Annotated in this window: 18 protein-coding genes; 12 read left to right on the plus strand and 6 right to left on the minus strand. The window is 51.3% G+C overall.

The window, feature by feature from the left end; genetic code table 11:
* Positions 1-324 precede the first annotated feature (324 nt).
* A complete protein-coding gene (locus BZG25_RS00685; RefSeq protein ID WP_077638350.1) occupies positions 325-1,980 on the plus strand; it encodes an AMP-binding protein in 1,656 nt (551 codons plus the stop codon).
* Positions 1,981-2,211: 231 nt separating this feature from the next.
* On the plus strand, positions 2,212-2,508 hold the full coding sequence (locus BZG25_RS00690) for a DUF406 family protein (protein WP_046075715.1): 297 nt from the start codon (positions 2,212-2,214) through the stop codon (positions 2,506-2,508).
* An 84-nt stretch (positions 2,509-2,592) separates the two neighbouring features.
* On the opposite strand, the gene BZG25_RS00695 is transcribed toward BZG25_RS00690, so the two are convergent.
* Complete coding sequence (locus tag BZG25_RS00695; RefSeq protein ID WP_077638351.1) at positions 2,593-3,207, minus strand: DNA-J related domain-containing protein; 615 nt, start codon at positions 3,205-3,207, stop codon at positions 2,593-2,595.
* Between the two features lie 397 nt (positions 3,208-3,604).
* Here BZG25_RS00695 and BZG25_RS00700 point away from each other — a divergent pair, with 397 nt between their 5' ends.
* Positions 3,605-4,378 carry an EAL domain-containing protein gene (locus BZG25_RS00700; protein ID WP_077607451.1) on the plus strand — a complete coding sequence of 258 codons (774 nt, stop codon included), beginning with the start codon at positions 3,605-3,607 and terminating at the stop codon, positions 4,376-4,378.
* 128 nt (positions 4,379-4,506) lie between these two features.
* Positions 4,507-5,907: a multicopper oxidase family protein gene (locus tag BZG25_RS00705; protein ID WP_077638352.1), complete on the plus strand. Its 1,401-nt coding sequence runs from the start codon at positions 4,507-4,509 to the stop codon at positions 5,905-5,907.
* A 79-nt stretch (positions 5,908-5,986) separates the two neighbouring features.
* Here the strand turns inward: BZG25_RS00705 and BZG25_RS00710 are convergent, their stop codons facing one another.
* Complete coding sequence (locus BZG25_RS00710) at positions 5,987-7,942, minus strand: methyl-accepting chemotaxis protein (protein WP_077638353.1); 1,956 nt, start codon at positions 7,940-7,942, stop codon at positions 5,987-5,989.
* A gap of 240 nt (positions 7,943-8,182) precedes the next feature.
* On the opposite strand from BZG25_RS00710, the gene BZG25_RS00715 reads away from it, so the two are divergent.
* The gene (locus BZG25_RS00715; protein ID WP_077638354.1) at positions 8,183-8,530 is read left to right on the plus strand and encodes a carboxymuconolactone decarboxylase family protein; all 348 of its coding nucleotides are present in this window, start codon (positions 8,183-8,185) and stop codon (positions 8,528-8,530) included.
* 97 nt (positions 8,531-8,627) lie between these two features.
* On the opposite strand, the gene gcvT is transcribed toward BZG25_RS00715, so the two are convergent.
* Together gcvT and BZG25_RS00725 are read right to left on the minus strand one after the other, a co-directional pair.
* Positions 8,628-9,743, minus strand: a complete 1,116-nt coding sequence (gene gcvT, locus BZG25_RS00720) for a glycine cleavage system aminomethyltransferase GcvT (RefSeq protein ID WP_046075709.1) — start codon at positions 9,741-9,743, stop codon at positions 8,628-8,630.
* Positions 9,744-9,807: 64 nt separating this feature from the next.
* A complete protein-coding gene (locus tag BZG25_RS00725) occupies positions 9,808-10,410 on the minus strand; it encodes a helix-turn-helix domain-containing protein (protein ID WP_046075708.1) in 603 nt (200 codons plus the stop codon).
* A gap of 580 nt (positions 10,411-10,990) precedes the next feature.
* Here BZG25_RS00725 and BZG25_RS00730 point away from each other — a divergent pair.
* From BZG25_RS00730 to BZG25_RS00755, 6 genes are all read left to right on the plus strand, one after another.
* The gene (locus tag BZG25_RS00730) at positions 10,991-12,391 is read left to right on the plus strand and encodes an L-serine ammonia-lyase (protein ID WP_046075707.1); all 1,401 of its coding nucleotides are present in this window, start codon (positions 10,991-10,993) and stop codon (positions 12,389-12,391) included.
* Between the two features lie 26 nt (positions 12,392-12,417).
* Positions 12,418-13,716 (plus strand): serine hydroxymethyltransferase, encoded by a 1,299-nt coding sequence (locus BZG25_RS00735; RefSeq protein ID WP_046075706.1) that lies wholly within the window; start codon positions 12,418-12,420, stop codon positions 13,714-13,716.
* Positions 13,717-13,882: 166 nt separating this feature from the next.
* Positions 13,883-14,260, plus strand: a complete 378-nt coding sequence (gcvH, locus tag BZG25_RS00740) for a glycine cleavage system protein GcvH (RefSeq protein WP_074214574.1) — start codon at positions 13,883-13,885, stop codon at positions 14,258-14,260.
* A gap of 15 nt (positions 14,261-14,275) precedes the next feature.
* Positions 14,276-17,140 carry an aminomethyl-transferring glycine dehydrogenase gene (gene gcvP / locus BZG25_RS00745; RefSeq protein ID WP_077638355.1) on the plus strand — a complete coding sequence of 955 codons (2,865 nt, stop codon included), beginning with the start codon at positions 14,276-14,278 and terminating at the stop codon, positions 17,138-17,140.
* A gap of 233 nt (positions 17,141-17,373) precedes the next feature.
* A complete protein-coding gene (locus BZG25_RS00750; protein WP_131826101.1) occupies positions 17,374-18,150 on the plus strand; it encodes an ABC transporter substrate-binding protein in 777 nt (258 codons plus the stop codon).
* 126 nt (positions 18,151-18,276) lie between these two features.
* Positions 18,277-18,450, plus strand: coding sequence for a DUF6435 family protein (locus tag BZG25_RS00755; RefSeq protein WP_106406577.1), 174 nt, complete (start codon positions 18,277-18,279; stop codon positions 18,448-18,450).
* Here BZG25_RS00755 and BZG25_RS00760 read toward each other — a convergent pair.
* Positions 18,447-20,258 (minus strand): ABC transporter transmembrane domain-containing protein, encoded by a 1,812-nt coding sequence (locus tag BZG25_RS00760; protein ID WP_077638358.1) that lies wholly within the window; start codon positions 20,256-20,258, stop codon positions 18,447-18,449. The genes BZG25_RS00755 and BZG25_RS00760 overlap by 4 nt on opposite strands.
* Positions 20,259-20,287: 29 nt before the next feature.
* Positions 20,288-20,713, minus strand: a complete 426-nt coding sequence (nsrR, locus tag BZG25_RS00765; protein WP_069360987.1) for a nitric oxide-sensing transcriptional repressor NsrR — start codon at positions 20,711-20,713, stop codon at positions 20,288-20,290.
* A 108-nt stretch (positions 20,714-20,821) separates the two neighbouring features.
* On the opposite strand from nsrR, the gene hmpA reads away from it, so the two are divergent.
* Positions 20,822-22,006, plus strand: a complete 1,185-nt coding sequence (hmpA, locus tag BZG25_RS00770) for an NO-inducible flavohemoprotein (RefSeq protein WP_077638359.1) — start codon at positions 20,822-20,824, stop codon at positions 22,004-22,006.
* Positions 22,007-22,028: the final 22 nt, after the last annotated feature.

A 22,028-nucleotide genomic window follows, 5' to 3' on the forward strand; every position in this document is an offset into this window, starting at 1 on the left:
TGTGATGACACGCGCGCCACTCAGCACGCGGTCAGGCTAACTCACGAAAAAGTCCCGCCCCTTTTAAAATAGTACAGACTGACTCACTCAGCCTGACACTAACGCTTTACCAAGACGCTGAAGCGGATCAAACTTCCAAAAACCTTATTGAGAAGAATATGAAAAAACTGAAAAATCCGAAGCAAATCACTGCAAATAGTGCCGTCAGTCATAATTTGAACACGTGTTTAAATGATTATCTTGCTTCTCCTCGCCCCTGATCACTAAATTAACATTATTATAACGTTTAAACGTAGTCTTACGTTGCGACAATGAGGAAGTCCAATGTCACATATCAAACCGAACGATCAGATCCTGCGGTGGGCCGATGAACGTCCAAGCCATGTTTTTCTGCGCCAAATTCACGGCCGCCGCTTCCATGACTACACCTTTGCTGATGTGGCCAACCAAGCATTGCGCATGGTTACCGCACTGCGTGATATGGGACTGAAACCCGGCGATAAAGTCGCGCTCATCTCCAAAAACTGCGCTGAATGGTTTATTGCCGACTTAGCGATGATGATGGGCAGTTATATCAGCGTGCCGATATTTCCCACGGCCGGGACAGACACCATTGACCATGTGGTGACCCACAGCGAATCGAAAGCCATGTTTGTGGGCAAACTTGATGACAGTAAAGCCCTGAGTGCCTCACTGGAAAGCATGCCAGGCTTAAAGACCATTGCCTTTCCTTACCCCACGATTAGCTGCCATTACGAATGGCATGATTTGATCGCCAACCATGAAGCATCAGATGAGCGCCCTGTGCATCAAGACAGTGATGTGATGTCTTTAGTGTATACTTCCGGCACGTCGGGATTACCTAAAGGGGCGATTTTAAGTTATGGCGGCTACTGCTGGTCAGCTCAGCGGTTAATTGACCATATTGGCATTGAGCCTGATGACCGCCTGTTCTCTTATCTCCCACTGGCGCATATTACCGAGCGGGTTTACATCATGGGCTCGGCGATCATGGGCGGGATCCCAACCGCTTTCCCAGAGTCACTCGATACCTTTATCGAAGATGTCAAAATGCATCGCCCCACCTTGTTCATTTCTGTTCCTCGGCTTTGGACGCTGTTCCAGCAACGTATTCAAGAGAAGCTTCCGGACGGCAAGCTTAACCTTCTCCTTCGCATCCCCTTGGTCAATAGCCTGATTAAAAGCAAAATCGCGAAAAATCTGGGGTTGGATCAGGCGCGTGTGTTGGGCTGTGGCTCGGCGCCTGTCGCCCCTGCCCTGCTGCAATGGTATGAAAAGCTTGGGTTACACATTACCGAAGCGTGGGGCATGACTGAAAGCTATGCCTACAGCACCCTCAATTATCCGTTTAGAGCAGACAAAATCGGTACTGTAGGCAATGCAGGTCCCGGCGTTGAAATCAAGATTGCTGACGATCAGGAGATCTTAGTCAAAAGTCAGGGGCTTTTTAGCGGCTATTACAAAAACGAAGAAGCCACCGCAGAAACCTTGGTAGATGGCTGGTTGCATACCGGCGATCTCGGTGAACTCGACAACGAGGGATATCTCAGTATTTCGGGTCGCAAAAACGACACCTTTAAAACCGCCAAAGGTAAGTTTGTCGCGCCTGTGCCGATTGAAAAGCGTTTGTTCGAGCTCTCTAATGCCGAGATGCTCTGTGTGATCGGTTCAGGCATGCCAGCGCCTATTCTGCTCGCGCTGCCACACCATTTTCCACATTTTGACCGCGCGCGTTATGAGCGCCGGGTGAAGAAGGTGATTGATACTATCAATGGGGAGCTGGAGTCACACCAGCAAATCAAAGGCGTATTGATGATTAAAGAACCTTGGAGTATTGAAAACGGCAAACTCACGCCGACGCTGAAAATTCGCCGCCACAAGCTGGAGCAAGAGTATCATGATATCGGTACTCACTGGCCAAAAGGCACCTTGGTGCAATGGGAAGAAGACTGGGACTGATCCTTTCACTCATCGCCTGATAACACTCACCCACTATTGGCATAGACGCGCATAGTGGGTGATGTTTTTCTCCGTACTTGGCTGATATCGATAAGCCGTGCTACAAACATCGCAAAACCTGACCTGCCTCAATGTGCCACAACCAAGACTTTGCTAAAGATCGTCGTATCGACTTACAGCAGGCCACCAGCACACTTTTTATGCCTGCTGCTTTTAACGTAGGGAAAGACCATGAAAGAGAATCAAACCGACACCTGTGATGCATGTGGTGTCAGCGCTGAAATAGGTTACATCATTTCTGAGGGCGACGAAGTAGCAGAAGTGACCATTCACGGCGACAGCAACGACGCGGTGCAAGCACGCTTCGAGCAATACCTCGCCCTTGCAGAAAGTATTAATCCTGCCGTTAAGCATGACTTTGATCCGCAACAGCTCGATGGCCATCGCGCACACATCAAGCTACAGTTTGAATGCAGTGCCGAAAAGCTGATTTTTGAATTGCGCAGCCGCGGGCTCAATAACGCGTAAATATCACGCGAAAACACCATGCGTTTCAGTGGTTCAAGCAACAGGGTGTTATCTCACACCCTGTTGTTGCTTGCTGAACACTGTTTATAAGCGCAAACTTTGCCAAGCCTCGCACATCTCTCGGAAGGTGGTTGCATCTCCCTCGGGCCGATCTGGATGCCACTTCAGTGCCATTTTGCGCCACTGACGACGCATTTCATGCTCACTGGCATTCTCATCCAACCCCAACACTTTTAACGCCTTATTGCGCTCCAACATGGCCTCACCCGGCGCCTCATTGCCAATATGACGCTGGTAGTGCTTCCAAAACGACGACAGCAGCTCTTTCACGTCATCTTGGCTGGCGTCATAGTTATTCCAGTCCATGTAGTAATCACGCAATGGATCCTGATAATCAATTTCTTTGGCCACAAAGCCACTGTTACCAACCCGCCATTGCAGCTGGATATCCATTGACTCAACCTGCAACCATTGCTGTGGCAACAACATTTCTTGTAGTTGATACAAGGCATTCATTATCAAGAAATTGCGTTTGAATAAATCAAGGTGGGGGTCAGCATCGAGCTGGGCCATCATGGTGTCTTTTTGCAGCTCACCGAGTAGGTGGTGCACTTTCCAGCTTTGTCGCGTTGATTCTAGAATACTGAGTATTGGCCAAATCAGGGGGTTGTCTATTTCATCCCGTTTTTCAGCAAGCATGACGTTCATCCTCTGTCACTGGCCAGCTACCTTGAACCGGCATCTCTTGGGGTTGGTTGTAAAGCCACCTTATTAAGGTATAAACCAATTCTGGCTATTTTGTAGCAAATATCGGGAAATCCATTTTCAAGGCACGCCTATATGACCGCGTTCTCCGCCATCATAATGACACTCCCAACGTTGCCGATTAAATATTAAGCATATCCAGTGCCAACTTATGATGAAAAAGAGACCGTTTTGGCATATTAAAACCAAGTCTTGTCTGTTTATGTCGAGTCGACATCACAAGGCATTCACCTTAAACCGTGCAAACCCCATAATTTTTGTCATCTAATTCGCATTATGCCCAGAACTCCATTAACCTTTTTACAAGGACATACTAAACAACCGCTTTTCTATGACAGCATCTTCAACACAATGTGAGGCCTGCAGGGATGCGCAGCCACTCGCATTCGATTTTACCATGGCATTCCAGCCCATTATTCAGCTCTCTACGCATTCCATTTATGCCTACGAGGCACTTGCCCGTGGCAAAGACGGTAGCGGTGCGGGCAGTGTGTTTCAGCATGTCAACAAAGAGAATCAGTATCAATTTGACCAAACCTGCCGGATCAAGGCGGTCAAACTCGCGGCCGAACTATCTATCCCTTGTTACCTCAGCATTAACTTTATGCCTAATGCGGTGTACGAGCCAGAGCGCTGTATCCGCACCACGCTGAAAGCGGCGAATGACTATAACTTTCCGCTCAACCGGATCTTATTTGAGTTCACCGAAGGGGAAGAAGTCCTTGATTACAGCCATATTCAGCGCATTATTCGCTATTACCGTTCACAAGGTTTTTTAACCGCAATCGATGATTTCGGTGCCGGTTATTCCGGTCTTACCGCGCTGGCCAGCATTAACACGCATATGATTAAGCTGGATATGGCACTGATACGGAATATTGACACTGACGTTACCAAGCAAACCATTGTGCGCCACAGTGTCGCTATGTGTCATGAACTGGGACGTCAAATTATTGCCGAAGGCGTTGAAACAGAAGGCGAGCTTCAGTGCTTGGTTGGCTTGGGCGTCGACTTCTTTCAAGGGTATTACATTGCTAAACCCGGGTTCGAGTGTTTACCACCTATCAATCAAGCACCTGGATTAGAAGCCTTCCACCGTCAATAAGATGACGACTCAGCGAGTCTTAGCGCTCGCTGTTTTAACTCCCTCACAATCACAATTGATAATCTTTCTCAGCTATCAACTTTCAAGGTATACTGTTGCGCAATTACCGCGTTGAACAGGTGTAAAGAATGAATGGTGAATCGCTGAACGCACGTGGCCTCTCCCGGCGTCAATTCTTACAAACAACCGCAGCGGTGGCAGCCCTTTCCACCCTACCCGCTTGCTCATTAGTCTCAGCGTCCCGAGAAAACGAGCAATGGGAATACCATCTCAGCGCCGAGCCCAGTCAGGCCGAGTTGGTTCCCGGTCATCAGACCGACGTCCTCGCCTTTAATGGCGACATCCCAGCGCCCACGCTCCGCTGCCGCCAAGGCGAGCCAGTGACGATTCACTTTACCAATAACCTCAACGAACCCACCACCATTCACTGGCATGGGTTACGTATCCCCATTGAAATGGACGGTGTTCCTTTCTTATCCCAAGCGCCTATTCAGCCCGGTGAAACCTTTACCTATCGTTTTACCCCACCGGATGCTGGCACCTTTTGGTACCACCCGCATATGAACTCTGTCGTGCAGTTGGGTAAAGGGCTAGTCGGCGCGATTGTGGTCGAGGAAGCCACGCCTGTCGTGTTCGATGAGGAGCACACACTAACACTTAAGCACTGGCACCTCGACCGACAAGGCCATTGGAAAGATCTCGCCATTCCACGCTACAGCGCGCGCATGGGGACACCCGGTGAATGGGGCACCGTGAATGGTATTCATCACCCTGAATACACACTGCAAGAAAAGGCGACCACACGGCTGCGCTTAGCCAATGTGGACAATACGCTCACCTATCCGATTCAAGTGCGCGGCGCAGAAGCCTGGATAATCGCCATCGATGGTAACCCGATTGCCACACCACGCCGACTGGAGGAGCACAAGATAGCACCAGGGATGCGGCTAGATATTGGCCTGATTGCACCAAACGCTGGCGAAAAAATCGAGGTGATGCATATGAAAGGTGGCTTTCCTTTCTTACTCGCCAGCTTTACCTCGACGCCTTCTCATCTAGAAGAAAAGCCATTGCCCGCTTTGCCGCTCAATCCCGTCACGCCGATCGATTTAGCCAACGCCGAAACCCGCCACTTTGTGTTTGAGTGGGCAGGGGCGATCACACCGGCCGATAAACAAGGCAAAGGGAAACACGAGTTCTGGCTGATGAATAAACGCGCTTGGGAGGGAATGAGCAAAGGCAACATTCCTGAGCCGATCGCCAAACTGGAACGTGGGAAGACCTATATCTTCGATTTAAAAAACGTCACGCAATACCATCACCCTATTCACCTGCACGGTCACACCTTTACTGTGCTGGAAATGGATGGCAAACCGGTCACGCCATTCCACACTGACACCGTGCTGTTGGGTAAAAATGGCCACGCCAAGGCAGCGTTTGTGGCCGATAATCCGGGCCGATGGATGTACCATTGCCATGTTATTGAGCACATGAAAACCGGCCTGATGGGGTTTGTCGAGGTCGCATAGCGGCCAAATCACGCCTATAAAAAACGGCGAGCACTTGGCTCGCCGCTTTATGCCGTCACTCGGTTTTCACCCGCTGCGATTAACTGTCCTTTTCCGTTTTAAAGCGATTAACTAATTCTGATAGCTCTGAGGCCACCATACGCAGCTCGGCGGCTGTTGCATTGGTTTGCTCTGCCGTTGATGCTGCACTGTTGGCACCTTCCAAAACACTGGTCACATTCTGATTAATATCTTCCGATACCGAGTGTTGCTCTTCTGTCGCCGTGGCAATTTGTGCCGCCATGTCGTGAATTTGTCCTACCAAACTTTGGATGGTGTCAAAGACACTCAAGGCCTCTTCCGTCGCTTCAGTGGTGGTTTGTGAATGCTCAACACTGCCTTGCAGCTTTTCAGAGAGCTGATTGGTGCGTTGGGTTAAGGCCTGCAACAGTTCATCGATCTCTTCGGTTGATTTGGTGGTTTTTTGCGATAGCACCCGCACCTCGTCTGCGACCACCGCAAAGCCTCGTCCATGCTCCCCGGCGCGCGCTGACTCAATCGCCGCATTAAGCGCAAGCAAATTGGTTTGCTCGGCAATACCTCGAATGGTATCTAGCATAGCGGTGATATTGTCGTTCTCTTTGGTGAGCTCCGCCATCGCACTATCTGCTTCGTTGAGCGTGGTGGCCATTTCTTGCACCGCTGCACGCGTGTTATTCATCAATGCCATGCCTCGGTCCACTTCCGACTGACACTGCTGGGCGGAGTCCGCCGTTTGATTACAGTTTTGCGATACCTCATTGGCCGTGGCCACCATTTGGTGGAACGCGGTGGCAATTTGCTCTAGCCCTGAGCGCTGCTGATGACTAGCACCATCCAGCTGCTCGGCAAATTGGGTGGTTTGATCGGCATGCGACGACAGCTTGGTCGATCTGTCCTTTATACCGATGATAAGTTCTTGAATCACATCCACAAACTGATTAAACGCGCCCGCCGTTTTGCCCAGCTCATCCTCGCCACGCACCGGTAAACGTTTGGTCAGATCGCCATCGCCACTCGCGGCATCGCTCAGCCCGTCGCTGACCGCAATGATGGATGCCGATATACGGTGGATCATAAAGTAGCCAAGCACACCGAATGCAAGCACGAGGATCAGACTGATGGACAGGATCACCGTTTGCAATTGCGTTACTTGGCCGAGTACCTCTTGCTGCGGCACAATACCAATCAGTCGCCAACCACTCTCCGGTGCTTTGTACTGGTTGACAAAGTAGTCTTTGCCAGCAAAGGAGACGGCGGTAAGTGATTCACTAAAATTCCCACCGCTGTATACACTTTCGACACTCCGGGCAGGCTCAAAGTTATTGTCTGGGTTGTTCGGATCCGCAAGCACTGTGCCCGTGTCTTCCACCAACACAATATAGCCCGACTCACCGAGGGTGACGTCGCCTAACATATTTGTCAGCGCTTCTAGCGTAACATCAACACCAATCACACCACGCAAACCGTCTTGCGCCTGAAACTCCATCACATAATCGAGCAGAGGTGCGCCAGTGTTCACATCTTGATACGCCGGTACACGCACTGGGTTGTTGCCACTTCCCTGACCCGTTTGGTACCAAGGGCGCTGGCGTGGGTCATAATCTCCCAACTCTCCTTGCGGCCATTGAATGTACCCACCATCGCTCAGCCCAAGAAACACATAGGCGAAATCCTCTCGTGAGTCCCCCATGGATTCCAACAAACCATACGCCCGAGCTTCTACTGGGCTGTTTTGCTCAGAGGTCATGGTCTTCGTCGGGCCCATATATTTGGTGACTGAGCTATCCAAGCGTTTAAGCGCGTCGCTATTACCCAGCATTTTGGCGTTTGCCGCCAGCCCTTCTAAGTAGAATTTAAACGCATTGCCTATGTGCTGCATTTCTTTGTATGAGCTCTGCTCATAGCTTTGTAATGTACTCGTTCGAAACTGATAGAGTGACACAATAGCGATAATGAGGGTGGGCAGGATAACGCCTGTCAGGACGACAACGAGTAAGCGCTTTTTAATACTCATACTGACCTCCGTCAGTGACAGCACATAGGAACATGTTAGTAAAAAGGTTGAATGTGTTGTTTTAAATTAGAACAACTATTAATGACAATCTAATAAATAACCTATTTCCCCTCACTTTTCCTACGACACAGCGTCGAGCTGATTGCTTTTTTAGACAAATGTAGAGGCTCGGCAGACACAGATTGCATCAACACGCAAAACCCTTTAAATTAGATAAATCTAAATTAAAAGAGAGGCATTATGACAAAGAAGAACTACCAGGAGATCAATCAGCAACAACTGGCGCTTAATAAACAATTCAAAGCACACAGTAGTGATACCCTGTCCGCATTCGGACAGCTACACCGGGCGGCAATGACTGAGGGCGATCTTGATGTAAAAACCAAAGAGTTAATTGCACTAGGGATTGGTATTGCCGCACGCTGCGATGGCTGTATTGGTGCACACGTAGCCGCCGCGCTCAAACACGGTGCCACCAAGCAAGAGTGCGTCGAGACCATTAACGTCGCCGTATTGATGGGCGGCGGCCCGTCTTTGATTTACGGCTCTCACGCACTGGAGGCGGTCGAACAACTGAGTGAGGCGTAGTGATCGCAGCCACCTAAAAAGTGGACGTCGACCTACAACAAAAACGCAGCCATCTCTGGCTGCGTTTTTCTCGTCGTCGTATGCGTTCAGGGAGGGCTTAACCGCGATAATACCGCTGCGGCACAAAAGGCATTTTTTCGACCGTCATGGGCAGTTTTTTGCCACGCACTTCCGCGTAGACCTCGGTGCCGGGGGCAATAAACTCAGGCGGGAGATAACCCATCGCCACGGGCATCCCTTTGGTGGGGCCAAAGGTGCCGCTGGTCACCACGCCGATTTCATTATCGTCTGCATCAAACAGCTTGCTGCCTTCACGGACAGGGGCTTTGCTTTGGCCCACCAGCCCAATGCGCTTGCGGCTCACCGCTTTGGTAGCGATTTGATCGAGTATTTTCGCCTCACCGGGGAAGCCACCCGCACGCTCACCATCGGCGCGACGCACTTTACTGATTGCCCAGATCAATGTTGCTTCAACCGGCGTAGTGGTGGTATCAAGATCATGCCCATATAAACACAATCCGCATTCAAGACGCAGCGAATCACGCGCACCCAAGCCAATCCATTCTACCTCGTCGTAAGCTAACAGTGCTTTGGCAAGAGCTTCTGCATGTTCAGCCGGGACAGAAATTTCGAACCCATCTTCGCCAGTGTAACCTGAGCGGCTCACCACGCAGTGAATGCCATTAATCTCAACCGGTTGAATGTCCATAAACACCATATCGTTTACGGTTGGGTTGAATGTCGCCAGTACTTGCGCCGCTTTGGGGCCTTGTAGAGCCAGCAAAGCACGATCTTCTAGGACCTCGACCGACACATCTCCTGTCAAGTTATCGCGCAGGTGCTGAATATCCTGAGCTTTGCAGGCGGCATTCACGACTAAGAAAAGGTGATCGCCTAAGTTGGCAATCATCAGATCATCTAAAATGCCACCTTGCTCGTTAGTGAACAGTGCATAGCGCTGCTTACCTTCTGGTAAATCCAGTACATCAACCGGGACTAATCCCTCTAATGCTTTTGCCGCATCCGTGCCATGAAGACGAATTTGTCCCATATGGGACACATCAAACAAGCCCGCATGCTCACGACAATGGAGGTGCTCTTTGCGCACGCCCAACGTATATTGCACTGGCATATCATAACCAGCGAATGGAACCATTTTTGCACCCATATCAAGATGCAAGCCGTGTAACGGGGTCGTCAGTAACTCTGCCATTGTTCACTCCATATTGCGCCGGCGGGCCTCTTGCCCACGTTAAGCGATGTATTTGTGTCGTTGGTTAGGAAGCGGTCACCCATAAGATCAGTGCATCGGCATCACTGACGGAGGCCAACATGTGCCCCATGGTAGCGTCGTAATACACACTGTCGCCCTCATTGAGGATGATCGCTTCGTAAAATTCGGAAAAAAATTGGATGCTACCTTCCAGCACCAATAAAAATTCTTCGCCGTCATGGCGGATCCAGTCGCTATAGTCTTCAAACGCGCGCGCTCTGACCCGCGATTTAAATGGCATCATTTTTTTGTTGCTAAGCTGCGTAGCCAACAGCTCATGTTCGTAGGTACCGGTAGGATGCGCTTTTCCCTGACCCGCTAGCGTCACGTCTCGCCGGCCTGTTGCTTGCCGTTTTTTTGGCGGAGCAAACAGTTGCGGAATATCGATATCCAAGCCGTGCGCGAGCTTCTGCATCGCTTGGAAGGTTGGGGATATCTGCTCATTTTCAATTTTGGACAATGTCGAGCGAGCCAACCCAGTCCGTTGGCTTGCCTCTTCAAGCGTAAGCCCAAGTCCTACCCTGACTGCTTTTAAGCGCGGGCCCAGCCGCAATGGCGCAATGGGCTCGCGCGTTTCACCCTCACGTTGCGATCGTTCAACCTGCATCGACGGATACACATCCTGTGTTGATTGGTCTGTTGTCACCTTGCTTTCGCCTCTATCGGTTGTCCCGCTATGTTTGACGCTTTAACACTTTTAACAAAAAAGTTTCCTATCGGAAAATACCGGTATCATAAACGTGACGCAACCAGCGAATTGGTGAAAGCAGGCAACCTATCACGCTCACCCCAAACTGAGCCCCCTCACTTTATTTCTCATAAAAACAAAGCATTACACACTTGTTTATTTACCCGTTATTCAATGAACGACGAGTAACCCCCGAGCATTCACCGACATTGATTTGCAATTTACCCTCGCTTAAGATAAAAAGGCAAACGTTTGCGCAGTTATGCAATGGTTTAAAAAGAGAAGGTTTTGTCTCTAGGATCACAACATAGGTTTCTTATTGGAAATTTATTTTGCGGAAAAGTGAACGCTTAGGTACGTTAACAAAATGTTTAAATCAACAGTGCGCGTATTCATCGATCGCGACTGTTGAGTGCAACGTGAAGCAATGTCGACATCTTCGATGTAAGACAGCATGAATAATGACAAAAACGTACCTTACTGATTGAGGAGACAGGCCATGAGTCACAGCATGTTTGACCTGTTCAAAGTCGGTGTCGGGCCTTCAAGTTCCCACACCGTAGGCCCGATGGTGGCCTGTGCACGCTTTACGCAATACGCGGCACAAACGCTCTCAGTGACCGACATCGAACGTGTCAAAGTGGACTTATACGGCTCACTAGCGCTCACCGGGAAAGGCCATGCCACCGATGTCGCCTGTGTGATGGGATTGATGGGCGAAATGCCCGCGACCATAGAGTCAGATGAAATCGATACCATGACCAAGCTGGTCAAAAACGGCGGCGAACTCCCCTTTGCTGGACGCCACTACATCCCATTCAATTGGCAGGCAGATATTGCCTTTCACTATGAGCAAGTACTGCCCGCGCACCCCAACGGGATGACAGTCAGTGCATACGATAAAGCCGGTGACTGTTTGGCCAGCAAGACCTATTTCTCTGTCGGCGGTGGCTTTGTGGTGGAAGAAGGCGAAACCGATGCATTGGCAACAGATTTTGTCCCTCCTCACCCGTTTAATAGTGCGGCGGAGTTGCTTGACCAATGTGCAAAAACGGGCATGACCATCAGTGAGCTGATGTTTACTAACGAAGTGGCACGCGCGCGATATCACGATAGTGGCGCCACACGTGACACGGTTAACCAGGGACTGGATCATATCTGGCAAGTGATGCGTGAGTGCATCGATAGAGGCATTAAACAAGGTGGCGTATTGCCGGGTGGTTTAAACATTAAGCGACGTGCCAAAGGCATGTACGACGCCATTCACGATAAACAAGCCCATGGCTTACCCACAGATACCAATGATTGGGTCAACCTATTTGCCATGGCGGTCAACGAAGAGAATGCCGCCGGTGGTCGTGTGGTCACCGCCCCAACCAATGGTGCGGCAGGCGTGATCCCTGCCGTGCTTGCGTATTACGACAAATTTGTGTCGCCCAATAACCCAGACGGGATCCGTACCTTTATGGCCACCTCTGCGGCTATTGGCTCTTTGTACAAGACCAATGCCTCTATTTCGGCCGCAGAGGTCGGTTGTCAGGGAGAAATTGGCGTGGCGTGCTCCATGGCAGCTGGCGGCTTAGCCGCGGCGATGGGAGCGAGTAATCAACAAATTGAGAACGCCGCAGAGATTGGTATGGAACATAACCTTGGTCTCACTTGTGATCCCATCGATGGCTTGGTGCAAGTTCCCTGTATAGAACGCAATACCATGGGCGCCGTCAAAGCCATTAACGCTACCCGATTAGCCATGGGTGGCGACGGCGAGCACCACGTCTCGCTTGATAGCGTGATCAAAACCATGCATGAGACCGGGCTCGACATGATGAGTAAATATAAAGAAACCTCACAAGGTGGCCTCGCCACCAATGTGATCCCGATTAACGTCGTGGCCTGTTAGCCACCATCGCCAACAAGGAAAGCGCAATGAAACCGAGCTACCCGAATGTAGAATTGGAGCAGTTTTTCTCCACTAACTTATCGGAATCCGATGGCGCTGTGATGTCGGCAGTGCAGGCCGAACACAAACGTCAGCAACAACAAATCGAACTGATCGCCTCGGAGAACATCGTCTCGCAAGCCGTGATGCAAGCACAAGGCACCTGCTTAACCAATAAATACGCCGAAGGCTATCCGGGCCGCCGCTACTATGGCGGCTGCGAGCACGTTGATGAAGTTGAAGCCATCGCCCAAGCCCGCGCCAAACAGCTGTTTAGCTGTGAGTATGTCAACGTACAGCCGCATTCGGGCGCACAAGCCAACGGCGCCGTCATGCTGGCGCTACTGCAACCCGGTGACACCATTTTAGGTATGTCACTCGATGCTGGCGGCCACCTCACTCACGGCGCGCGCCCTGCTCTATCCGGTAAATGGTTTAATGCTGTGCAATACGGCGTGAGCAAAGACAGCCTAGAAATTGATTACGATGAAGTCGCAGTGCTGGCTCGTGAACATCAACCGAAGATGATCATCGCCGGGGGCAGTGCGATCCCTCGCCATATTGACTTCGCTCGTTTCCGTGCCATTGCCGATGAAGTGGGTGCCTATTTAATGGTCGACATGGCACACATTGCTGGCCTAGTGGCCACCGGCGCACACCCTTCGCCACTGCCCCATGCACATGTGGTCACCACCACTACCCACAAAACCTTACGTGGGCCGCGCGGCGGGATGATCCTCACCAATCACGAAGACATCAACAAAAAGATCAATTCAGCGGTATTCCCCGGATTGCAAGGGGGACCACTGATGCATGTGATTGCCGCCAAAGCGGTGGCATTTGGTGAGGCGCTGGAGCCTGAGTTTAAATTGTATATTGATCAAGTGGTTGCTAACGCCAAAGTCCTGGCCGAGGTTCTACAAACACGTGGCTGCGACATTGTTACAGGTGGCACCGATACCCATCTGATGCTCGTCGATCTGCGTCCAAAAGGCCTAAAAGGCAACCAAGCAGAGCAAGCGTTAGAACGCGCTGGCATCACCTGTAACAAGAACGGCATCCCTTTCGATACCGAAAAACCCATGATTACTTCAGGCGTTCGCCTTGGCACACCGGCCGGCACTAGCCGTGGCTTCGGCACTGAGGAGTTCCGCCAAATCGGAGAATGGATTGGTGATGTGCTGGACGCCTTAGTCGAAGCGCCAGAGGGCAATGCCGATATCGAGGCACGCATTCGTAAAGAGGTGCAACAGCTGTGCGCGCGCTTCCCGCTATATCGCCAATAAATGGCGGCGCGAAGCCATAAACAGTCTTGCAACGACTTAGCCAATACCATTGACACGTACGTTATGAAGACACAGGAGGCGGTATCGTCATCCACAGACCGCCTCACTTTACATTGTAAATCGCTCAACGACTGAGCAGCTCGCATTAAACGCAGGAGAGTAACAAATGGACGCGACACTAAAGTTTTCTGAAAGCCATGAGTGGGTCAAAGACAACGGCGATGGCACGGTGACCATGGGGATCACCGATCATGCCCAAGGCCTGCTGGGCGATGTCGTGTTTGTCGATCTGCCCGAGGTTGGCGACAGTACTGAAAAAGGTGAAGGCTTCTCATTGGTGGAGTCGGTGAAGGCAGCGTCTGATATCTATGCCCCGGTCGATGGCGAAGTCATTGCCGTCAATGAGGATCTTGAAGATAGCCCAGAGCTAGTTAACGAAGCGCCCTTTGAAGGAGGCTGGATTGCCAAAATTAAACTCGCTGACGACACCAATTTGGATCATCTAATGGACGCGGACGCATACACCGCCGCCATCGACGACTAATTCAGGACGACTATCATGACGCATACTCGTTTACTCGATAGCCTGGTGGCCGATAATGACTTTATCGCTCGCCACAACGGCCCAGATACTCAGCAACAAAGCGCGATGCTGGCGGCGATCAATGCCACCAGCCTCGAGCATGTGATTGAAGAAACTGTCCCTGCCGATATCCGCTTGCCACAGCCGCTAAACCTCAGCGCCCCCAAAAGCGAAACCCAGATGTTGGCGGAACTGAGCGACATTGCCGCGCAAAATACCATTAAGCGCAGCCTGATCGGCCAAGGCTATTATCACACGCATACCCCACCGCCTATTTTACGCAATGTGCTGGAAAATCCGGGTTGGTACACCGCTTATACCCCATATCAGCCCGAGATCTCGCAAGGCCGGTTAGAATCATTGCTGAACTTCCAGCAAATGGTAATGGACTTAACGGGGATGGATTTGGCCAACGCGTCGCTGCTCGACGAAGCCACTGCCGCAGCGGAAGCCATGACCCTGTGTAAGCGTGGCGGCAAGCACAAAGGCAACGCGTTTTTTGTTGCCAGTGATGTGCATCCACAAACCTTGGACGTGATTAAGACGCGCGCCAATTTCCTCGGCTATGACATCATTGTTGATCACGCGGACAAGCTAAGTCAGTACGACGTATTTGGTGCCCTGCTCCAATATCCGGGCACCACCGGTGAAGTGCGCGATCTCAGCACGCTGATTGCAGACGCACAAAGCAAGAAGACGCTGGTTGCGGTCGCCACCGATCTGCTTTCACTCACTGTGCTCAAAGCACCGGGTGAAATGGGCGCGGATGTAGTGATTGGGTCGGCACAACGCTTTGGCGTGCCCATGGGTTACGGTGGCCCACACGCCGCCTTCATGGCGACACGCGACAAGCTCAAGCGCACCATGCCCGGCCGCGTGATTGGCGTATCGGTCGATAGCAAAGGCAACCAAGCCCTGCGCATGGCGATGCAAACGCGCGAGCAACACATTCGCCGTGAAAAAGCGACCTCCAATATTTGTACCGCCCAAGCACTGCTGGCTAACATGGCCGCTTTTTATGCTGTGTATCACGGCCCTGAAGGCTTGAAGAAGATTGCCCGCCGAGTGCATCATCTCACCGCACTGTTCGCCAAATCGGTCCAAGCGGCGGGGTTGAGCCTTGCCCACGACAGCTTCTTTGATACCGTCACGCTCAACACGGGCGAGCAAACCGACCCCTTGTATCAAAAAGCACAGGATGCCGGCTTTAACTTGCGTAAATTAAATGGCCAACTGGGCGTGAGTTTCGATGAAGCGAGCACGCTGGCAGAGGTCAATCAATTGCTTACCGCGCTCACCGGTCAAGGCAATGCAGAAAGCGTGGCGAGCGATATTGAAGCCGATGAATTTGCCGCGATCCCTGCCGCATGCCGCCGCACCAGTGCATATCTAACGCACCCCGTCTTTAACCGCTATCACAGTGAAACCAAGCTGATGCGGTATATGAAGGCGTTGGAAAACAAAGACTTCTCCCTTACCCACGGTATGATCCCATTGGGCAGCTGTACCATGAAGCTGAATGCCGCGGCCGAGATGATCCCCGTCACCTGGCCAGAATTTGGTGCCCTGCACCCGTTTGTGCCACTGGCGCAAGCCAAAGGTTATCAAACACTGGGTAAATCACTGCGTGACATGCTGTGTGAAATCACCGGCTACGATGAGATCTCCATGCAGCCGAACTCAGGTGCGCAAGGGGAGTATGCGGGCTTAATCGCGATTCAGCGCTACCATGAAAGCCGTGGCGACAGTCATCGCAACGTGTGCTTGATCCCAAGCTCTGCCCACGGTACCAACCCTGCTTCCGCGGCGATGGTCTCAATGAAAGTGGTCGTAGTTGGCTGCGATGACGATGGCAACATCGACATTGACGATCTGAAAGCCAAGATCGATAAACACCGCGATGCGCTCTCGTGCATTATGATCACCTATCCATCGACACATGGTGTGTACGAAGAAACCGTGCAGCAAGTGTGCGAGCTGGTACACGAGGCTGGCGGTCAAGTTTACTTGGATGGCGCCAACATGAATGCGCAAGTGGGGCTGACCACTCCGGGCTACATTGGCTCAGACGTTTCGCACCTCAACCTGCACAAAACCTTCTGTATTCCCCACGGTGGTGGCGGACCGGGCATGGGGCCAATTGGGGTAAAATCGCACCTTGCGCCTTTCCTTCCCGGTCATGTGGAGCAAGGTGATGAATTTGCCGTGTCGGCCGCACCAATGGGCAGTGCCTCGATTTTGCCTATTTCATGGGCGTACATTGCCATGATGGGTGAACAAGGCCTAACGCGCGCGACCGAGTTAGCGATTCTCAGTGCCAACTATGTGATGGAGCGTTTGCGTCCCTACTACCCCGTGCTTTATCGCGGTAAAAACGGACGCATTGCGCACGAATGTATTATCGACATTCGCCCACTCAAAGAGGCATCCGGCATCAGCGAAGAAGACATCGCCAAACGCTTGATGGATTATGGCTTCCACGCGCCGACCATGTCATTCCCGGTCGCGGGTACTCTGATGGTTGAACCGACCGAAAGTGAAAGCCAAGAAGAATTGGATCGCTTCTGTGATGCCATGATTGCCATCCGCGAGGAAATTGCCAAGGTGCAAGACGGTGAGTGGACGCTGGAAGACAACCCATTGGTCAATGCGCCTCACACCCAAGCGGATCTGATGGCAGACGAGTGGTCTCACGCCTATTCCCGTGAGCTGGCTTGCTTCCCATCCGCCCATAACAAGGCAAGCAAATACTGGCCATCGGTCAACCGTGTCGATAATGTCTACGGCGACCGTAACCTGATTTGCTCTTGCCCTAGCATTGAAAGCTATATGGATGAGTAATCCACTAGTCACAGATAACCAAGTTAAAAACTAACTTGATAAACGAAAGGCGAGCCGCTCGGTTCGCCTTTTTTATTGCTCCATGTGTCCACCGTTGCGGTTCAACAGCCTGTAGTGACAGCCTTGGCTAATCCCGCTCTCCGCAATACCTTGCTCAGCGAAATTTTCTCCCGTCTTACTGCTTGCTGGCTAAACTTAAGGCAATACACCTTTTCACTGAGAGTGATTAAGCCTTGCTGAGTTCATGTCGACGCCCTGTTGTACGCGTGCTGTTGGTGATACTGCTGTTGGGAATGACCGGCTTGGTCCATGCGGCTACGCCAACTGTGCGTTTAGTCACGCTCGAATACCCGCCTTACATTCAAACCGCCGATGGCGCCATCGATGGTGTAGCGGTGCGGGTTGTCAGCAAAGCTTTTGCCAAGCTCGGTTATGAGGTAGAAATTGAAGTACTGCCATGGGCGCGAGCACTCTATCAGGTCCGAACTGGCTTAGCGGATGGCATATTCACCATTTTCAAAACACCTGAGCGCGAAGCGTTTCTCGATTACTCTCAGCAGGTTTTATTTCAACAAGGGATCCGCTTTGTTCATCGCCCCGATGTCAGTCTCTCTGAAGATGCGATTCAATCGTTCAATTTTGGCGCTTACTCCGTCTGCGTGATCAACCAAGTCAGTTACGGCAGCCGGATGGATGCTGCCTTGGCGCAAAATCAATTCGATCAGGTTTTCCGCCTGACTCGCGCACCACAGTGCCTTCGGATGTTGGAAAGTGGCCGAGCACGCCTGTGGCTCAGCAACCATTTTGGCGCACGCGCCCTGGTTAACCAGCTCGATATGAAGGATGTTGTCGAGATCAATCCCCATCCTATCGAAGACACCCCTAGTTACATTGCCTTTTCTAAAGCGCAAGAGTTATCAGCCCTACGTGACCAATTAGATCAAGCGTTAGCAGACATGAAAGCCACCGGAGAGTACCAAGCGATAATTGATGACTTTTTTAATGATTAATCGCTGACATTCCTGCACAAGGTTTTATCGCGCACTCACTTTGAGCCGCTAAACAAAGGCCGCTTATCATCCAAGTCCACCCTTACACCGTAATGGAGCATGTCAGTTATCAACAAAGGACGCGACATGCTCTCATTTTTAAAGCCGAATCCGGTTAAAAAGCTTAAAAAGCAGTACGAAGCTAAGCAGCAACAAGCCTTCCAGGCGCAGCGCAACGGCGACATCCGTGGTTATTCACTGCTCACCGAAGAAGCAGAAAAGATTGACCAACAAATCAAAGAATTGGAAAACAACGCTTAGCCATTTGAGACATGGCTAAACTGCCGTTTTACTAAGCGTTGGTACAGAGGGCAGCGTGCCAGCAGGTCGGTATGGCTGCCTACATCAACAAGCTTGCCTTGATCCATCACGACAATGCGGTCAGCATGCTGAATGGTCGATAAGCGGTGAGCGATAATCAAGGTAGTTCGATCCCGCATTAAAGCCGCCAAGCCTTGCTGCACCGCATATTCACTTTCGCTATCAAGGGCGCTGGTGGCTTCATCGAGCAATAAAATTCGCGGGTCCTTGAGAATCGCGCGGGCAATCGCGATTCGCTGCCGTTGCCCACCCGAAAGCCGCACGCCTCGCTCACCCAAAAAGCTGTTGTAGCCGTCCGGTAATTGCTGAATAAACTCATCGGCGTGCGCTTGAATTGCCGCCTCTTTGACGGCGTGCTCACTGGCGCCTGGCCTGCCGTAGCGAATATTGCCTATTACATCATCACTAAACAGAGCGGGTTGTTGTGGCACCAGTGCCATTTGTTGGCGCAACGCTTGCGGGGGTAAGCGACGAATATCTTGCCCGCCCAGCCTAATCGCACCTGACTGCGGATCATAAAAGCGTTGCAGTAATTCAAATACGGTAGTTTTCCCCGCTCCCGACGGTCCGACTAAGGCGACGACTTCACCGGGCTGAATCACAAGGTTCAACGCATCAATCGCTGCTTGATGGGGACGCGTGGGATAATGAAAATGTACCGCTTCAAAGCGAATATCATTGCTTAATGATTGGGCATCGACACTCGGCGAGGTGGCGGGAGTTCGAATATGGCTTTGCACGTGCAACAGCTCCACCAAGCGCTCCGTCGCGCCTGCCGCGCGCTGCAACTCCCCCATCACTTCCGACAAGGTAGCCATCGAAGAGGCAACCATGATGGCGAAAAACACAAACGCGCCTAGATCCCCTGCTGACATAGTACCTTGAATCACATCGCGACCGCCAACCCACAACATGCCAGTAATGGCGCTGAACACAATCACGATCACGCCGGAAATAAGAATGGCTCGTTGTTTGACGCGCTCGCGTCCGATCTGATAGGCGCGCTCCACCTCTTGACCAAATGCGGCTTTGGCGTGATCTTCTACCGCGAAGCTTTGCACGGTTTTAATATTGGTGATGGCTTCACCGGCATAACTGCCCACATCCGCCATCGAATCTTGGCTTTGCCGCGATAACGCCCGCACACGACGACCATAGATAAGTATTGGCACCAAAATAAAAGGTACGGAGGCCAGCACAATCAAAGTCAGTTTAATATTGGTGGCAAACAGCATGATGATGGCGCCCACACACATCAGTGCACTGCGCATTGCCATGGAAAAGGAGGAGCCAATAATATTTTGCAGCAAGCTGGTGTCTGTGGTGATCCGTGACATAATTTCGCCACTGCCGTGGGTTTCAAAATAGCTCGGATGTAGGCCAATCACATGATCAAACACCGCTTGGCGAATGTCGGCACTGACCCGTTCACCCACCGATGACACCAGATAGAACCGGAAAAAGGTACCGATCGCGATCAATACCGTGATCAGCAAAATAAACTTTACCGCATTCCCCAGCTCAACCAGTGATTGCTGTGCAAAGCCTTGGTCGATCAAAAGGCGAACGCCGTGTCCGACCGAGAGCGTCAATGACGCGGTAAACACCAAGGCCAGCAATGCCGCGCTCACTTGCCAGCGATAAGGGCGAATAAACGCGATGAGTTCCCACAGAACAGTCAGATTTTTACTGTTGCGACTTGAAGCAGATGGCGTCGAGGCGGCGCGCGTTAAAGCGGAATTAGCCATAAGCTCTACTTAGTGCTGTCCTTGCACATTTAGGGGCGAGTGAGCAGTATCATTAACTCGCGATTGTCGTTGATAAGCGCATCGATGGTGCATGCATCTAACTCCTCTAAAAAGGCTTGCTTGGCTTTCGCTAAACGCTCTTTTAAACGGCACGCTGGGGTGATATGACAAAACTCAACCGAGCAATTGACGAGCTCCAACGGTTCAAGATCGCGCACCACTTGCCCCACGGTAATCGCGGTCGGCGCTTGCAGTAGACGAATCCCCCCGTTCTTCCCACGCACCGTTTGAATATACCCCAACTGCCCTAAACGGTTGATGACTTTCACCATATGATTGCGTGACACCCCAAACAAGCGTGTCACCTCAGTAATGTTGGTGAGCTCACCCTCTGGCAAGGACGCCAGAAAAATCAAGGTGCGAAGTCCGTAATCTGTAAAGCTAGTTAGTTGCATGTGCGCCTCTTGCTGCCCCGCCAAATTGTAAGTCTTCTATTGATCAAAAGATATATTTGAGATACAACTTAAAACATGCATTAAATATACATGTTTAGAGAAACGCTGATGTTAAGCCAACAAACCATTGATATTGTGAAATCAACTGCTCCTGTACTCGCCGAAACTGGCCCGAAGCTGACAAGCCACTTTTACCAAAGGCTATTCCACCATCACCCTGAACTAAAAGACATTTTTAATCTGCGCCACCAGCAAAATGGCGATCAGCGGGAAGCACTGTTTAACGCAATCTGTGCCTATGCACAGAACATCGACAACTTGCCCGCTTTACTGGGTGCGGTAGAGAAAATTGCTCACAAACACACGAGTTTGCTGGTCAAAGCCGAGCACTATCCGATTGTCGGTCAGCATTTGTTGGCCACCATTGATGAGCTGCTTTCGCCGGGACAAGCCGTGCTTGATGCGTGGGCTGAGGCCTATCAAGTGCTCGCGGATGTATTTATCGCCAAAGAGCGGCAGCTTTATGAAGATAGCCACGCCCAAATTGGTGGCTGGCAAGGGCAGCGAGCATTTACTTTGATTGAAAAACGTCCTGAAAGTGAGCAGGTCACCAGTTTTGTATTTGCCCCTCAAGACGGTCAGCCCGTCGCGCCTTTTACGGCCGGGCAATACATTGGCATCGTGGTCAATCATACTGGCTTTGAACATCAAGAAATTCGCCAATACAGTTTGTCACACGCGCCGAACGGCAAGCATTATCAGATCTCGGTGAAACGGGAGCCACAAGGTCAGGTCTCTAATTACTTACATGATGAGTTAGCCGTTGGTGGTACTGTGATGCTCACCCCACCGGCGGGCGATCTCAAACTGAACGTGGATCCGAATACGCCCGTGGTATTAATTTCTGGCGGGGTGGGCATAACGCCAATGTTGGCGATGCTAGAAAGCCTTACCGAGCACAACGCATCTGTAACTTGGCTGCATGCTACCGAGAACGGCAAACTGCATGCTTTCAATCATCCTGTTCGCACTCTCGCGCGTCAGCACACGCATATTCAGACGCACGTTTGGTATAACCAACCTCAACCCGCAGATACGCTTGGACAAGACTTTGATCATACCGGATGGATGGATCTCACTGCGGTTAGCGATACGTTCAGTCCCGCCACGGTGCAGGTATATCTCTGCGGCCCAGTTGGCTTTATGCGCCATATCCAAGCGCAACTTCGCGAACTTGGCGTGCCTGACGAACAGTTCCACTATGAGTGCTTTGGGCCACACAAGGCCTTGTAGCTTTCATTTTCTATTTTTGGGT

Origin of the sequence: Salinivibrio sp. ML198 (assembly GCF_001996015.1) — a bacterium.
GTDB lineage: Bacteria > Pseudomonadota > Gammaproteobacteria > Enterobacterales > Vibrionaceae > Salinivibrio > Salinivibrio siamensis.

Coding starts and splice junctions, on each gene's coding strand:
- BZG25_RS00685 (WP_077638350.1), top strand. CDS start 325: ATGTCACATATCAAACCGAACGATCAGATCCTGCGGTGGGCCGATGAA.
- BZG25_RS00690 (WP_046075715.1), top strand. CDS start 2,212: ATGAAAGAGAATCAAACCGACACCTGTGATGCATGTGGTGTCAGCGCT.
- BZG25_RS00695 (WP_077638351.1), bottom strand. CDS start 3,207: ATGCTTGCTGAAAAACGGGATGAAATAGACAACCCCCTGATTTGGCCA.
- BZG25_RS00700 (WP_077607451.1), top strand. CDS start 3,605: ATGACAGCATCTTCAACACAATGTGAGGCCTGCAGGGATGCGCAGCCA.
- BZG25_RS00705 (WP_077638352.1), top strand. CDS start 4,507: ATGAATGGTGAATCGCTGAACGCACGTGGCCTCTCCCGGCGTCAATTC.
- BZG25_RS00710 (WP_077638353.1), bottom strand. CDS start 7,942: ATGAGTATTAAAAAGCGCTTACTCGTTGTCGTCCTGACAGGCGTTATC.
- BZG25_RS00715 (WP_077638354.1), top strand. CDS start 8,183: ATGACAAAGAAGAACTACCAGGAGATCAATCAGCAACAACTGGCGCTT.
- gcvT (WP_046075709.1), bottom strand. CDS start 9,743: ATGGCAGAGTTACTGACGACCCCGTTACACGGCTTGCATCTTGATATG.
- BZG25_RS00725 (WP_046075708.1), bottom strand. CDS start 10,410: ATGCAGGTTGAACGATCGCAACGTGAGGGTGAAACGCGCGAGCCCATT.
- BZG25_RS00730 (WP_046075707.1), top strand. CDS start 10,991: ATGAGTCACAGCATGTTTGACCTGTTCAAAGTCGGTGTCGGGCCTTCA.
- BZG25_RS00735 (WP_046075706.1), top strand. CDS start 12,418: ATGAAACCGAGCTACCCGAATGTAGAATTGGAGCAGTTTTTCTCCACT.
- gcvH (WP_074214574.1), top strand. CDS start 13,883: ATGGACGCGACACTAAAGTTTTCTGAAAGCCATGAGTGGGTCAAAGAC.
- gcvP (WP_077638355.1), top strand. CDS start 14,276: ATGACGCATACTCGTTTACTCGATAGCCTGGTGGCCGATAATGACTTT.
- BZG25_RS00755 (WP_106406577.1), top strand. CDS start 18,277: ATGCTCTCATTTTTAAAGCCGAATCCGGTTAAAAAGCTTAAAAAGCAG.
- BZG25_RS00760 (WP_077638358.1), bottom strand. CDS start 20,258: ATGGCTAATTCCGCTTTAACGCGCGCCGCCTCGACGCCATCTGCTTCA.
- nsrR (WP_069360987.1), bottom strand. CDS start 20,713: ATGCAACTAACTAGCTTTACAGATTACGGACTTCGCACCTTGATTTTT.
- hmpA (WP_077638359.1), top strand. CDS start 20,822: ATGTTAAGCCAACAAACCATTGATATTGTGAAATCAACTGCTCCTGTA.